This is a genomic window from Streptococcus sp. 53, from assembly GCF_013276565.1.
In the GTDB taxonomy this organism is placed as follows: Bacteria; Bacillota; Bacilli; order Lactobacillales; family Streptococcaceae; genus Streptococcus.
The window spans coordinates 29,737-43,700 of record NZ_VMLG01000026.1 but is presented as its reverse complement, the minus strand read 5'-3'; the positions used below and the strand labels follow the sequence as shown (position 1 = coordinate 43,700).

The 13,964-nt window shown below is 38.6% G+C and carries 15 protein-coding genes; 3 read left to right on the top strand and 12 right to left on the bottom strand.

The window, feature by feature from the left end; all coding sequences use genetic code 11:
- Positions 1 to 51 precede the first annotated feature (51 nt).
- Both nrdE and nrdF read left to right on the top strand, forming a co-directional pair.
- Entirely contained in the window at positions 52 to 2,211 is a 2,160-nt protein-coding gene (gene nrdE / locus HT722_RS08340) for a class 1b ribonucleoside-diphosphate reductase subunit alpha (RefSeq protein WP_173278634.1), read from the top strand.
- Positions 2,212 to 2,404: 193 nt separating this feature from the next.
- Complete coding sequence (gene nrdF, locus HT722_RS08335; protein ID WP_100104525.1) at positions 2,405 to 3,367, top strand: class 1b ribonucleoside-diphosphate reductase subunit beta; 963 nt, start codon at positions 2,405 to 2,407, stop codon at positions 3,365 to 3,367.
- Here nrdF and HT722_RS08330 read toward each other — a convergent pair.
- Complete coding sequence (locus HT722_RS08330) at positions 3,364 to 3,510, bottom strand: hypothetical protein (protein WP_172931990.1); 147 nt, start codon at positions 3,508 to 3,510, stop codon at positions 3,364 to 3,366. The genes nrdF and HT722_RS08330 overlap by 4 nt on opposite strands.
- A 190-nt stretch (positions 3,511 to 3,700) precedes the next feature.
- Here HT722_RS08330 and HT722_RS08325 point away from each other — a divergent pair, with 190 nt between their 5' ends.
- Positions 3,701 to 4,462: a DeoR/GlpR family DNA-binding transcription regulator gene (locus HT722_RS08325; protein WP_000917605.1), complete on the top strand. Its 762-nt coding sequence runs from the start codon at positions 3,701 to 3,703 to the stop codon at positions 4,460 to 4,462.
- Between the two features lie 283 nt (positions 4,463 to 4,745).
- On the opposite strand, the gene HT722_RS08320 is transcribed toward HT722_RS08325, so the two are convergent.
- The 11 genes from HT722_RS08320 to HT722_RS10575 all read right to left on the bottom strand — a co-directional run bounded on the left by HT722_RS08320 (position 4,746) and on the right by HT722_RS10575 (position 13,939).
- Positions 4,746 to 5,003 carry a DUF3884 family protein gene (locus HT722_RS08320; RefSeq protein WP_172925077.1) on the bottom strand — a complete coding sequence of 86 codons (258 nt, stop codon included), beginning with the start codon at positions 5,001 to 5,003 and terminating at the stop codon, positions 4,746 to 4,748.
- Positions 5,004 to 5,045: 42 nt separating this feature from the next.
- On the bottom strand, positions 5,046 to 6,452 hold the full coding sequence (gene lacG / locus HT722_RS08315; RefSeq protein WP_173278632.1) for a 6-phospho-beta-galactosidase: 1,407 nt from the start codon (positions 6,450 to 6,452) through the stop codon (positions 5,046 to 5,048).
- An 81-nt stretch (positions 6,453 to 6,533) separates the two neighbouring features.
- On the bottom strand, positions 6,534 to 8,228 hold the full coding sequence (locus tag HT722_RS08310; protein WP_049511815.1) for a lactose-specific PTS transporter subunit EIIC: 1,695 nt from the start codon (positions 8,226 to 8,228) through the stop codon (positions 6,534 to 6,536).
- Complete coding sequence (locus HT722_RS08305) at positions 8,228 to 8,545, bottom strand: PTS lactose/cellobiose transporter subunit IIA (protein ID WP_138700492.1); 318 nt, start codon at positions 8,543 to 8,545, stop codon at positions 8,228 to 8,230. The genes HT722_RS08310 and HT722_RS08305 overlap by 1 nt, the downstream gene beginning before the upstream one ends.
- Before the next feature lie 35 nt (positions 8,546 to 8,580).
- Positions 8,581 to 9,417 (bottom strand): transcription antiterminator, encoded by an 837-nt coding sequence (locus HT722_RS08300; protein ID WP_173278630.1) that lies wholly within the window; start codon positions 9,415 to 9,417, stop codon positions 8,581 to 8,583.
- A gap of 232 nt (positions 9,418 to 9,649) precedes the next feature.
- Entirely contained in the window at positions 9,650 to 10,630 is a 981-nt protein-coding gene (gene lacD / locus HT722_RS08295; protein WP_054388486.1) for a tagatose-bisphosphate aldolase, read from the bottom strand.
- Between the two features lies 1 nt (position 10,631).
- Positions 10,632 to 11,561: a tagatose-6-phosphate kinase gene (locus HT722_RS08290; protein WP_173278628.1), complete on the bottom strand. Its 930-nt coding sequence runs from the start codon at positions 11,559 to 11,561 to the stop codon at positions 10,632 to 10,634.
- Positions 11,562 to 11,571: 10 nt separating this feature from the next.
- Positions 11,572 to 12,087: a galactose-6-phosphate isomerase subunit LacB gene (gene lacB, locus HT722_RS08285; RefSeq protein WP_001216910.1), complete on the bottom strand. Its 516-nt coding sequence runs from the start codon at positions 12,085 to 12,087 to the stop codon at positions 11,572 to 11,574.
- A gap of 148 nt (positions 12,088 to 12,235) precedes the next feature.
- Entirely contained in the window at positions 12,236 to 12,661 is a 426-nt protein-coding gene (lacA, locus tag HT722_RS08280; protein WP_000029277.1) for a galactose-6-phosphate isomerase subunit LacA, read from the bottom strand.
- A 156-nt stretch (positions 12,662 to 12,817) separates the two neighbouring features.
- The gene (locus HT722_RS08275) at positions 12,818 to 13,714 is read right to left on the bottom strand and encodes an aldose 1-epimerase family protein (RefSeq protein WP_173278626.1); all 897 of its coding nucleotides are present in this window, start codon (positions 13,712 to 13,714) and stop codon (positions 12,818 to 12,820) included.
- 78 nt (positions 13,715 to 13,792) lie between these two features.
- A complete protein-coding gene (locus HT722_RS10575) occupies positions 13,793 to 13,939 on the bottom strand; it encodes a chlorohydrolase (protein WP_078748280.1) in 147 nt (48 codons plus the stop codon).
- Positions 13,940 to 13,964: the final 25 nt, after the last annotated feature.

Here is a 13,964-nt window from a genome sequence, read left to right as displayed (position 1 = left end):
TCTAGGGCTAACTTAGAAGCCTTTCTTTTGTAATTAGATAAGGGAAATTTTATGGGATTAAAACATCTTGAGGACGTGACTTACTTCCGTCTCAATAACGAAATCAACCGTCCTGTTAATGGACAAATCATGCTTCATAAAGATAAGGAAGCCTTGGATGCCTTCTTTAAAGAAAATGTCGTTCCAAACACTATGGTTTTTGATTCAATTACTGATAAAATCAACTACCTCATTGAACACAACTACATCGAAACAGCTTTTATCAAGAAATACCGTCCAGAGTTCTTGGAAGAATTGGCTCAATTTATCAAAGACCAAAACTTCCAATTCAAGTCATTCATGGCAGCTTATAAATTTTACAATCAATATGCCTTAAAGACTAACGACGGTGAATATTATCTTGAAAGTATGGAAGACCGTGTCTTCTTTAACGCCCTTTATTTCGCTGATGGGAATGAAGCTGTTGCAATCGATATCGCCAATGAAATCATCCACCAACGCTACCAACCTGCTACTCCTTCCTTCTTGAATGCTGGACGTGCTCGTCGTGGGGAGTTGGTATCATGTTTTCTGATCCAAGTAACTGATGATATGAACTCTATCGGACGTTCTATCAACTCAGCTCTTCAACTTTCACGTATCGGTGGCGGTGTGGGAATTTCTCTCAGCAATCTTCGTGAAGCTGGAGCTCCTATCAAAGGATACGAAGGAGCAGCTTCTGGTGTCGTACCAGTTATGAAGCTTTTTGAAGACAGCTTCTCTTACTCCAACCAATTGGGGCAACGTCAAGGTGCTGGGGTTGTTTACCTCAATGTCTTTCACCCAGATATCATCGCCTTCCTTTCAACTAAGAAAGAAAATGCCGATGAAAAAGTTCGTGTCAAAACCCTATCACTTGGTGTTGTAGTACCTGATAAATTCTACGAATTGGCGCGTAAAAATGAAGAAATGTACCTCTTCAGCCCTTACTCTGTAGAAAAAGAATACAATGTGCCATTCAACTACATCGATATTACTGAAAAATACGATGAATTGGTCGCAAATCCAAATATTCGCAAGACAAAAATCAAGGCGCGTGATTTAGAAACTGAAATCTCTAAATTACAGCAAGAGTCTGGCTACCCTTATGTCGTCAACATTGATACGGCTAACCGTGCAAATCCTGTTGATGGAAAGATTATCATGAGTAACTTGTGTTCTGAGATTCTTCAAGTTCAAGAACCAAGCTTGATCAACGATGCTCAAGAATTCCTTCAAATGGGAACGGACGTTTCATGTAACCTTGGTTCAACCAACGTAGTCAACATGATGACTTCACCTGACTTTGGTCGTTCTATCCGTGCTATGGTTCGTGCCCTTACTTTCGTTACAGATAGTTCGCACATCGTAGCTGTTCCTACTATCGACCATGGAAATAGCCAAGCTCATACCTTTGGTCTTGGTGCCATGGGACTTCACAGCTACCTTGCCCAACAACTGATTGAATATGGATCGCCTGAGTCTGTTGAATTTACAAGCATCTACTTTATGCTTATGAACTACTGGACTTTGGTTGAGTCAAACAATATTGCGCGTGAACGTGGTATCACTTTCCACAATTTTGAAAAATCAGATTATGCTAAGGGAAGCTACTTTGACAAGTATGTAACTGGCGAATTTGTTCCAAAATCAGACCGTGTTAAAGAACTTTTCAAAGATGTCTTTATCCCAAGTGCTGCTGACTGGGCTGAACTTCGCGACAAGGTTCAAGCAGATGGTCTTTACCACCAAAACCGTCTAGCTGTTGCTCCAAATGGTTCGATCAGTTACATCAATGACGTTTCTGCTTCTATCCACCCGATTACGCAACGTATCGAAGAACGTCAAGAAAAGAAAATCGGGAAAATCTACTACCCTGCTGCTGGATTGTCAACAGAAACCATTCCTTACTACACTTCTGCTTACGACATGGATATGCGTAAAGTGATTGATGTTTACGCTGCTGCGACTGAGCACGTGGACCAAGGACTTTCACTCACACTCTTCATGCGTAGTGACATTCCAAAAGGTCTTTACGAATGGAAGAAGGAAAATAAGCAAACGACACGTGACTTGTCTATCCTTCGTAACTATGCCTTTAACAAAGGTATCAAGTCTATCTACTACGTCCGTACCTTTACAGATGACGGTGGAGAAGTCGGTGCTAACCAATGTGAAAGCTGTGTGATTTAATCTTTGCTTGAGGAAACTACATTTTCTCAGATAAGTATTCATTCACCGAGCTAAACTAAACTGGAATAAGCATCTATACTATGGAAAAACAAAAAAGTCGGGCTTCCGACTTTTTGTGCGAAACTACTCTAGAATTATGATAAAATAGAGATAATTGTGAGTTCGCAATACTAAACACAGAAAGAGATTTCAAATGGAAACTTACTACAAAGCCATTAACTGGAATGCCATCGAAGATGTCATCGATAAATCAACTTGGGAAAAGTTGACAGAGCAATTCTGGCTCGATACACGTATTCCCTTGTCAAATGACTTGGATGACTGGAGAAAACTATCAAACAAAGAAAAAGACTTGGTCGGAAAAGTTTTTGGTGGTTTGACACTTTTGGATACTATGCAATCTGAAACGGGGGTTGAAGCCCTTCGCGCAGACATCCGTACACCTCATGAGGAAGCTGTTTTCAATAACATCCAATTTATGGAGTCTGTCCACGCTAAATCTTATTCATCAATCTTTTCTACCTTAAATACTAAGGCTGAGATTGAAGAAATTTTCGAATGGACCAATACCAATCCTTATCTGCAAAAGAAGGCTGAGATTGTCAACGAAATCTACCTAAACGGTAGCCCACTTGAAAAGAAAGTTGCTAGTGTCTTCCTCGAAACCTTCCTCTTCTATTCAGGTTTCTTCACTCCCCTCTACTATCTCGGTAATAACAAACTAGCCAACGTTGCGGAAATCATCAAATTGATTATTCGTGACGAATCTGTTCACGGAACCTACATTGGTTACAAATTCCAACTTGGTTTCAATGAATTACCTGAAGAAGAGCAAGAAAAACTCAAAGAATGGATGTACGACCTACTCTATACTCTTTATGAAAATGAAGAAGGCTACACAGAAAGCCTCTATGACGGTGTTGGTTGGACGGAAGAAGTCAAAACCTTCCTTCGCTACAATGCTAACAAGGCACTCATGAACCTGGGACAAGATCCACTCTTCCCAGATTCAGCTGACGATGTCAACCCAATCGTTATGAACGGTATTTCAACAGGAACTTCCAACCACGACTTCTTCTCTCAAGTCGGAAATGGTTACCTCCTTGGTGAAGTTGAAGCCATGCAAGATGATGACTACAACTACGGTTTGGACTAATACTCTTCGAAAATCTCTTCAAACCACGTCAGCTTCGCCTTGCCGTAGATATGCTTACTGACTTCGTCAGTCTTATCTACAACCTCAAAACTGTGTTTTGAGCAACCTACGGCTAGCTTCCTAGTTTGCTCTTTGATTTTCATTGAGTATAATTCTCCACCACTCTTAACCATCAAAAAGTAAACTAGAAACAACAAAATAATAACTTAATAAAAATATCGAAAGTTTTGAAAATAAACCTCGATATTTTTGTTTTTGTTTTATTTTGTTGTTTTTGTATTTGAATGATGAGCTAGTTTATGGTAAGATAGTAGTAGGAAACGAGGTGATAATATGCTCAAACAAGAAAAATTAACCAAAATTTTAGAGACAGTAAATAGTAAAGGAACCATAACGGTTAAACAGATTATGGATGAAATAGCCGTTTCAGATATGACTGCAAGGCGCTATTTACAGGAATTAGCTGATAAAGATTTGCTGATTCGTGTGCATGGTGGAGCTGAAAAACTTCGAACCAACTCCCTTTTGACTAATGAGCGATCAAATATTGAAAAACAAGCCCTCCAAACGGCAGAAAAACAAGAAATAGCCCGTTTTGCAGGCAGTCTAGTAGAAGAAAGAGAAACTATTTTTATTGGACCAGGAACAACATTAGAATTTTTTGCGCGTGAGTTGCCTATTGACAATATCCGCGTCGTGACCAACAGTCTACCTGTTTTTCTGATTTTAAGCGAACGAAAATTAACAGATTTGATTTTGATAGGTGGAAATTATCGCGATATTACAGGTGCTTTTGTTGGCACATTGACCCTACAAAATCTCTCTAATCTCCAATTTTCTAAAGCTTTCGTTAGCTGTAATGGTATTCAAAACGGAGCTCTAGCTACTTTTAGCGAGGAAGAGGGAGAGGCTCAACGCATCGCTTTAAATAATTCTAATAAAAAATATTTACTCGCAGATCATAGTAAGTTCAATAAGTTTGATTTTTATACTTTTTATAATGTATCAAATCTTGATACTATTGTTTCAGATTCTAAACTAAGTGATTCAATCCTTTTTGAGCTATCTAAACTTACTAAAGTCATCAAGCCTTAATAAACCTGAAAGATTCTGGTTAACAACTCAATTTCAGAAGTAAATCTTCCCACAATAAAACGCATAGTATCAAGGTTTTCAACACCTGATATTATGCGTTTTTCTGCGTTAAAGACTTTTTGCCCAATTGCTTTATCTGCCACCTCAAAGCTATGCATTGAGAAACCTGCGACTTGCTTTCTAGTTTAAAGTTGCTCTTTGATTTTCATTGAGTATAAGCAACGTGATTAGATAAAAGTTTTGCAGCGTACTAAATACGAGATTTAACTTTTTTGGAAATTGGTTACGATTGTTGAAACGGCATAAAATCTGAATCAAAGGAGATAGTATCCCGTTCTTCAGGATTGATAAAATTTAAAAACAAATTTTTAAATTCTTCCAGCTCATAATCTGAATGACAAATCCATTCTTTACCGGTAGAGACATACCATTTCCCAAGGCTTTTCAGTTCTTCATTCGTCAAACACGGTATTTGAGAGCATTTTTCAAAGTTGATAATATAAACTTTTTCATAAATAGATTGGATAAAATTTTTGAACATCTTTTTGCCTCACTAAAATTCTATATCTAATGACTCATTCTACTACTCAATCACTTGAGTTTTCGCTACTTTCTTGTACCAGTGAGCTGATTTCTTAGGATAACGTTCTTGAGTTTCAAAATCTACATAGAAGAGACCGTAACGTTTCTCATACCCATTTGACCATGAGAAGACATCCATCAATGACCAAATAAAGTAACCTTTTACATTAGCGCCATCTGCAATCGCATCAGACAAGACCTCCAAGTGTTGTTTCACATAATCAATACGGCCATCATCATAAACAGTGTTATCGACGAACTCATCTTTATAGCCGAGACCATTTTCAGTGATGTAAATCTTCTTGTAGTTCGGATAATCTTTCTTCACGCGCATGATTTGGTCATACAAACCTTGAGGGTAGATAATCCAATCCCAATCCGTACGTGGTACATAATCAGGAGCTACACGACGACCAACACCTTTGATTTGGTATTTAGAACTTCCTTTCTCACCCTTACCATTATGGATGATTTCAGTTTCTCCATCAAAGGATTCCATCCAGTCACTCATATAGTAGTTAATTCCAAGGAAGTCATTCAAGTCTTTTGCGGCTTCTAATACTTCGAAATCTTCGTCACGCAAGTCAAGCTTTCCACCATTGGCAGCCAAGATAGCCTCTACCCCTGCCAGGGTCTTTTCAGAGTAGTGCCCCAGATAAGTTGCATCCAAGATAAATTTGTTATGGATAATGTCCTCCAACTCTGCCGCAATAACATCTGCTGGATTTTTAGGATCCAAAGGATACTTAGTTGGCAGAGCGTGAACAACACCAATTTCACCTTTATAACCTTTATCTTTATATAGCTTAACTGCACGCGCATGAGACACCATCATATTGTGGTGCGATTGGAAGACTTTGGCAAGGTCATACTGGATACCTGGAGGGAATTTACCAACCAAATATTGACCATCACCGATTGGCCCAATTTCATTAAAGGTTGTCCAATAATTTACTTCTGGAAATTCTTCAAAACAGAAAGCCGCGTAGTCTACAAAGTGTTCAATATTTTCACGATTTAAGAAGTCGCCATTTGAGTGAAGAGCTTCTGGCGTGTCAAAATGATGAAGAGTTACAAATGGCTCAACGTGACGTTTGTGACACTCTGCAAATAGATTATGATAAAATTCAACACCTTTAGCATTTACTTGACCGTAACCAGTCGGGAAGATACGTGACCAAGCAATAGAAATTCGAATGCCATTGATACCATACTCTTCTGCCAGCTTGAGGTCAACTGGATATCGATTGTAAAAATCACTGGCTGGTTCTGCAGTGTACCAGTAGTTATCTTCAAGATATTTATCCCACGCAACTGGTCCTTTTCCATCAGTATGTGTAGCACCTTCTGCTTGATAAGCAGCTGTTGCGCCACCGAAAATAAAGTCTTTTGGTAATGTTTTTGTCATATAATTCTCCTTTTAATTAAAAAAGAAATAAGATGGAGAGGAGGCTAGTGAGGCTTTATTCTCCATCTCACTTCTAATCTTTTATTTTTCGAATTGAGCTTGTACAAATGCAAGAGCACCTTTTCCATCACGGGTTAATTTGATGTATTGAGCGCCTTCTGTCTTGGCAAGTTTAATACCGAGTTTATCAGTTTCTGCTTTCATGTCTTCAAAGTTTGAAGCAACTTGAGGAGCAAGGATAACAAGATCAAACTCTGGCAACATTTCACGGTGAGCACCATAGCCACCTGCTGCTGCTTTCACAGGAACATTGTATTCTGCAGCTGCCTTGTTCAAAGCATTTGCAAGGAGACCACTTGTCCCTCCACCTGCACAGAGAACGAGGACATTTGTTTCTTCAGTGATGGTATTTTGTGCTGCTTCTACACCAGCTTTTTCAAGAATAGCATCTGCTTTTGCAGTGTTGAAGTTCGCAGCAACTTTTTCTTTCAATTCATCATTAGATTTACCTGAACGCTCTTCTTCAAGAATTTGTTCATCATAGACTTTAAGGAATGGATAGTAAATGACTACGTCAACCACGATTAGAAGAGCAGCAAGAATGAATGATAGAACTTGGAAGTTAGTACCAAGAACTAGACCTAGTGGAGCTGGGGTTGTCCATGGTAGATTAGCAGTAAATGAATTCATTCCAAGAGTTTCAATAAAGAATTTGAAGATCCAAACGTTTGCGATAGGAGCAAAAATAAATGGAATGAAGAAGATTGGGTTCAATACAAGTGGTGCACCAAACAAGATTGGTTCATTTACACCAAAGAAGGTAGGAACTACTGAAGCACGTCCGATTGCACGGTTACGTTTTGATTTTGTTAACCACATAAACATGAATGGAACAACCAGTGTCGCACCAGTACCACCCATGGTAACGATAAACATTTGTGTACCAGAAGTAAGAATCTTGTCAGCGTGCATACCTTGTTGGAGAAGGTTCAAGTTGACTTCGGCATTGGCATAGGTAATAGCTGCGATAGCAGGTTCAACGATAGATGGACCATGGATCCCAACAAACCAGAAGAAGGCAAAGGCACCAAAGATAATGGTAATACCTAGATAGCCATCAGCTGCAGAGAAGAGTGGTGCAAAGAATTTACCGATTGATTCAGCTACGCTTGCACCAACAAAATGACGAGCTAGCAAATCAAGAGCATAAAGTGAAACCACTGAGAGAGTGAATGGAATCACATCTTTAAAGACTTGTGAGATATTAGGTGGAACTTCGTCAGGCATGCGAATAGTGACATTGTTCTTAACACAAACCTTATAGATGGCTACAGTAACAAAGGCAGCAAGGAAGGCTGAAAGCAAACCTTTTGTCCCCAAGAATCCAGTAGCTAGACCATTTTCGATAGGGTCAGCTGCCAACATCAACAAACCAACAATTGCTGCCAACAGTGTTGACATATAGTTGATTTGATTGGTTTTCTCCATGCTACGGTTTACTGAGTCGGTCAGTGATTTAGCTGTTGTACCAGCTACCAAGAGAGCCAGAATTCCCATTGAATAGCTGTAAGGCTTCATCAGAAAAGCTACTACTTCATCAGACCATTTAAAGCCCCATGAGTTTGGTACAAAGGCAATCAAGATAAAGATACTTGAGAAGAGAATAACAGGCATACCAGCAATAAAACCATCACGAATAGCACGAAGATAGATATTACGAGATAGTTTTTCAAAGAAAGGTTTTCCTTTCTCGATAAATGCAATTAGTTTATTCATTACTTAACTCCTCTCTTATAAAGTTCGATTAAATGGTGCATTAAGTCTTTTAACAAGATAGTTGTCATTAAGTGGTCTTGACCATGCATCATGGTCACACTATACGCTAAGTCCTCGCCAGCTGCTTCCTTAGTCAATAGACTTGTTTGCGCGTGGTGAGCCTCAGCGATACAGCTGCCAGCTTCCTCAACTAGGTTATCGGCTTTTGCAAAATCACCAGCTTCAGCAGCCTTTAAAGCTTCCAATAGTTTTGAACGAGCATCGCCAGCATAGGCTACGATTTCAAAACCTAACAATGTTACTTCTTCTCTATTCATGATAGAATTCTCCTTATGTATTTTTAATTAAATTTTTATGACAATAAACGTTGGATATGTAGAACTAGATAAACTCGTTCACTTTTATACAAATCAAGACCTGTATGTTGCGTAATCACATCATAAATCTTGGAACCAATCTCGAAGGCTTTTGGATAGGATTGTTTGATATGGTCTTCCATATCCAGAAGTGATTGGTTATCATCTCTAGATCTATCTAAATAATCCAAGAAATAATTCAGATGAATCATAAAGCGATCATAGAAATGGGTATTCTCTTTGGTTCGTTGAATTGCATAGTCCTTCAAAACTTCTTCAACATTCCTGAGGATTTCTTTTCTCTTATCAATCGACTCCACAAGTTCCACTTCATTTTCACCTTCGGCATTGATGAAATGATAAGCAATCCGAATAATTTCGTCCTCAGGAAAATGATCTGCTAGCTTCTGACGATAAATTTCAAAAGCTTCATTTGCGATTTGAAAAGCGACAGGATACTTGGCAGAAATATCTGGCAGATTACTATCCTTGTACCTTCCTTGTGCTAGAGCTTGGTAAGTACAGTAAATATGATCTGTCAAGGTTACATAGAGATACTCTTGAATCGGATAATGATATTTCTTGGAAAGCTTATCAATAATCTCATAGGTCACTGTGATAAAATCAAGCGGAACATCTTTAAGGAGAGCCATAAAGTTTTCTCTGGACTCTTCGGTCTTCATCCGAAAGATTTTCTCAACCTGATTTTCAGCAATCAAATCCCCCTTCTTCTTTCCAAATGCAATCCCCTTACCAATCACAATCACTTCTTCTCCTTTATCATTTCTGACAAGCGAGACATTGTGATTCATTGGATTTAGAATTCGATACATGTCAACCTCCTTTTATATCTTAAAGGTATATGAGTACAAAAAATGACCACAAATGAACTAGAAAATCAGCCGATTTCTAATTCACCTGTGATCATGCCTAATATTACTTAGTAACACTCACCTTGTATTAACTTGTGATTTAAGTATAGCACAAGTAAGTTATTTTGTAAACCTTTACATACAACTTTTTTAAATTTTTTTAGATTCATGTTCCTAACCTAGGAGGATTTGCTTACACGCGTTCTTTCCATGAAGTCGCTGTTGTTTGAAGAACTTTATTGAGCTCATCAATATTTTCAAAACCAGTTGTGCGAAGCCATTCACGAGCTGCTGCTTCACCATCTTTGATGTAAGCTTCAACTGATCCAGCCCATGTTGCACGGCCACAAAGAACTCCATTAAAGTTTGCACCTGATTCATGAGCAAATACAAGAGTATCTTGGAAAAGTTTAGCTGATACACCAGCACTCAAGTAGATGTATGGCAAGTTAGTTGCTTCATCTTGTGCTTTGAAGAAGGCTGCTGCTTCTTCACGTGTATAAACTACTTCACCTTCAGCAAAGCCTTCAACATATTTAATGTTAACAGGAACTTCAACTTTCAATACATCAATGTTAAAGCGTGGGTCTGAGAAGACTTTCATAGCACCGATAACTTTGTGTGGTTTTACTTTCGCGTATTCTACAGAACCTGCGTCAGCAATTTTTTCATCGTAAGCAAGAATTTCAAGGAAGAATGGGATATCTTCAGCCACACACTCTGAACCGATACGTTCGATGTAAGCTTGTTTTTCTTGGTTAAGTTCGTCTGAGCTATCTACGTCATAGTAAAGCAAGAATTTAACTGCATCTGCACCTTCTTCTTTGATACGTTTTGCAGACCAAACATCCAAGCAGTCTGGCAAGCGTTTTGTGCTTGTTGTATCATAACCTGTTTTTTCATAAGCAAGGAGAAGACCAGCTTTTTCATCAAGAGCTTTAGTTGCTGGAAGTCCATACTCAGGGTCAAGAAGCATAGATGAAGCATATTTTGTCAATTCATCTGCTACCAAAACTTTAAGTTCTTCCATTTGAGCTACAGTTGGTTCTTCTGTTTGGTGTTGAGCCATGAGGCGTTTCAAAGCACCACGTTGGTCAAATGCAAGAGCTGAGATGATACCATTTTCATCAGAAAGTTTTTCTAAGCGTGCACGTTTTTGTTCTGTTAAAACCATTTTATACCTCTTTTACTATTAATTGATCATATAGAGCTTGATAGTTGGCCATGTTGACATGACCTGTCATTTTTTCTTGAGCATTGAGCATACCAAGGACATTTGCCTTGATGAGTAGTTCTGCATCCGATTCTTTATGAAGAAGTCCTGAAGAAATTCCTGCTACAGTAGAATCTCCAGAGCCAACAGGGTTGACTACCTGAATTCTAGGAATATCTACCTTGTAGAAAGTGTCACCATGTTTGGCAAAGGCACCGTTGGCACCAAGCGAAACAATAATCCATTCAATACCTGCAAACAAAGGTTCTTGAAGGACTTCTTTTAATTCATTCAAATCCTCATAAACTTCTCTTCCAAGAAGCTGAGATAATTCCTCATTATTTGGTTTGATGACTGTTGGTTTATGTGGTGATTCAAGAACCGCCTGCAGTGCTGCACCAGAGCAGTCCAAGACAACAGGCTTGCCAGCTTGATTAGCAACTTCTACCAAGCTCGCACAGTAATCAACTGGAAGGCCAGCTGGTAAACTACCTGAGATAGCTACTACTTCAACTGACTCTAGGAGATTTTTGAAATGTTCCAAAAAGTCTTGACCTTCTTGTTCAAGAACTTCAGGTCCTTTTTCAAGAACTTCTGTTTGGTTGTCTCCATGGAGAATAGCGATACAGTTACGAGTTTCTCCCTGAATTGAGAAGAAATCTTTCTTTACTTGATCATCGATATGTTCAACCAAAAACTCACCAAGTTTGCCACCCACTAAACCAGTAGCAAGAACAGAATCCCCAAATTCTGAAAGTACTCGGGTAACATTGAGTCCCTTACCACCAGCCGTTTTGGTTACATCCACCACACGATTGACAGTATCAATCTTCAACTCATCCAAGGGATAGGAAATATCAATGGATGGGTTCATTGTGACTGTTAAAATCATAGGTCACCTCTTAGTCGTGGTATTCTCCGCGATCCCATTTTTCAAGGAATTCAGTGAAGAAGTTTGCATCTGTTTGTTGAGCATTGTGACTTTCAAGGTGTTCAATTTTCGCAATCAATTTCTTGTTTTCTTCAGATGGTTTGTATTCAGCATGGATGAAAGCTTCAATAATATCACACATGAGCAATTCACCAGTAATCTTACCACCAAAACCGATAACGTTGGCATTCAATTGTTCTTTAGCATAAAGCGCTGTTGTCATATCACGAACCAAGGCAGAACGAACACCAGGAACTTTATTTACAGCGTTGTTGATACCAACACCAGTACCACAGATACATACCCCAAGATCAGCTTGACCACTAGTTACAGCTTCCCCTACTTTTTTACCAAAGATTGGGTAGTGAGTACGTGTATGGTCATATGTACCAAAGTCAATGACTTCATATCCTTTTGATTTCAAAAATTCTGAAACCGCCATTTTTTCATCTGTTACGATGTGGTCACATCCAATTGCAATTCTCATTAGTTATTCCCTCCGATTAATTATATAAATCTAATATCATTTATCCCTACTCAAGAAAAATCAAGATTAGCTTAGGAAGCGAGCTGCAAGCATAACTGAGGTTAGCTAAAGTGAGCTGACAACAGATTATCTTGATTTTTGAAGAGTATTAGCACATTTTGTTCAACATATCAACACGAATTTGGTGACGTCCACCATCGTATTTACCGTTAACAAATCCTTTAGCAATGTTTTTAGCCAATTCATCACCAACAAGTTGTGCACCCATAGTGATCATACGAGAGTTGTTGTGGCCACGAGTCATATAAGCTGAACGTTCATCAGATACTTCTGCAGCAACCATTCCTTTGATTTTTGTTGCGACCATAAATGGACCAGCACCGTAAGCATCAATCACGATACCAAGGTTTTGTTCTTCTTTGTTTACTTCTGCAGCAACAGCAAGAGTCACATCAACAAAGTCTTGACCTTCAGCTGTAACATCCACAACGTGGAAATTTTCTTTTTCTAAGAAGTCTTTCACAACTTCTTTCAATCTCAAACCTGCAGCATCTGCACCGATAACAATAGACATATTGTATACTCCTTTTTATTTTTTCTATGCTGGATTCCAGCAGTGTATTGGCTGTCTTTAAAAAACAGTCAATTAGTCCTCACAAACATAATATACTACTATTGTTTGAAAAAGTCAACAGTTTGTGTTTGTTTTTGTTATTTATTTTTTACTTTTTTATAAAACTTCTATCTCAAACCCTATTTCTTCAACCTGATTGGCTTCTAAGAGACGAACATTCTTCTTATCTTCTAAATGATCTCCTTCTTCAAGGGATGTTGACAAGCCAGACCATGGTTCAAAAGCAATGAAAGGACCTTTATTCAAAGTTGACCAGATAATGAGATTTGAGAACTCTGCAAAGTGCACTTTCAATCCCTTATCATGTTTACGAGAACGAAGGGCAATTGTTCGAGATTGCAATTCATCCAAAGTCACTGCATCTGTGCTGAAAAGATCATAGCTTAGGTCTAATTCTTTTTGATTCTCTAACCATGGACTTCTATCTTGAAAATCAAGCAGACCCGTGTCTGGGAAAGGACGTGGAACAGAGCAAGTCTCTTCTTTCTCAAACTCTAAATAGTAATCTTCATAGACTTCATCATCCAGTAGAGGACAATTAAATCCTGGATGTCCACCAATAAAGTAAGGCATGACCTTGCTAGTTTCTTTATTAAATATTTTGTATTGAGTCCGTACTGTCTTGCCAGTAAGGCTATAAGTGATTTCTAGGCGGAAATGATAAGGATAGTTTTGATAGCTATTCTCATCGTCTTCAATTGCAAAAGTTACACTCTTATCTGTCTGTTCAACTAATTCAAATTCTTTCTTACGAACCAAACCATGACGAGGAATGTTTCCTTTGCTTTCCTGTCCCTTCTCATCTATATAGAGGGCTGTATCCTCTCTCAATGATCCACAAATGGGAAAGAGAACAGGAGCTTGTCCGCTCCAATAAGTGGCATCCCCTTGCCACAAATACTCCAGTCCCTCAGCATCTTTTATAGAAGAAAGAGCCCCACCAAAACTGTTAAATTCAACTCTTAATTGTTCTGATTTTAATTCAATTACCATTATTTTCTCCGATTTCTTGATAGTTTATAAAAAACTAGGCTGTCACTCCTAATGGTATGACAACCTAGTTTCAACAATTTACACTCTGCGAAAATCCAATTCAAACTTCGTCAGCGTCGCCTTGCCGTAGATATGGTCACTGACTTCGTCAGTCTTATCTACAACCTCAAAACTGTATTTTGAGCAACCTGCGGCTAGCTTCCTAGTTTGCTCTTTGATTTTCATTGAGCTTACATTTTATAGGAGCGCA

Coding starts and splice junctions, on each gene's coding strand:
- HT722_RS08290 (WP_173278628.1), bottom strand. CDS start 11,561: ATGATTTTAACAGTCACAATGAACCCATCCATTGATATTTCCTATCCC.
- lacG (WP_173278632.1), bottom strand. CDS start 6,452: ATGACAAAAACATTACCAAAAGACTTTATTTTCGGTGGCGCAACAGCT.
- lacB (WP_001216910.1), bottom strand. CDS start 12,087: ATGAGAATTGCAATTGGATGTGACCACATCGTAACAGATGAAAAAATG.
- HT722_RS08320 (WP_172925077.1), bottom strand. CDS start 5,003: ATGTTCAAAAATTTTATCCAATCTATTTATGAAAAAGTTTATATTATC.
- HT722_RS08305 (WP_138700492.1), bottom strand. CDS start 8,545: ATGAATAGAGAAGAAGTAACATTGTTAGGTTTTGAAATCGTAGCCTAT.
- lacA (WP_000029277.1), bottom strand. CDS start 12,661: ATGTCTATTGTTATCGGTGCAGATGCTGCAGGTTTGAGATTGAAAGAA.
- nrdE (WP_173278634.1), top strand. CDS start 52: ATGGGATTAAAACATCTTGAGGACGTGACTTACTTCCGTCTCAATAAC.
- lacD (WP_054388486.1), bottom strand. CDS start 10,630: ATGGTTTTAACAGAACAAAAACGTGCACGCTTAGAAAAACTTTCTGAT.
- HT722_RS08325 (WP_000917605.1), top strand. CDS start 3,701: ATGCTCAAACAAGAAAAATTAACCAAAATTTTAGAGACAGTAAATAGT.
- HT722_RS08310 (WP_049511815.1), bottom strand. CDS start 8,228: ATGAATAAACTAATTGCATTTATCGAGAAAGGAAAACCTTTCTTTGAA.
- HT722_RS08300 (WP_173278630.1), bottom strand. CDS start 9,417: ATGTATCGAATTCTAAATCCAATGAATCACAATGTCTCGCTTGTCAGA.
- HT722_RS10575 (WP_078748280.1), bottom strand. CDS start 13,939: ATGAAAATCAAAGAGCAAACTAGGAAGCTAGCCGCAGGTTGCTCAAAA.
- nrdF (WP_100104525.1), top strand. CDS start 2,405: ATGGAAACTTACTACAAAGCCATTAACTGGAATGCCATCGAAGATGTC.
- HT722_RS08275 (WP_173278626.1), bottom strand. CDS start 13,714: ATGGTAATTGAATTAAAATCAGAACAATTAAGAGTTGAATTTAACAGT.
- HT722_RS08330 (WP_172931990.1), bottom strand. CDS start 3,510: ATGAAAATCAAAGAGCAAACTAGGAAGCTAGCCGTAGGTTGCTCAAAA.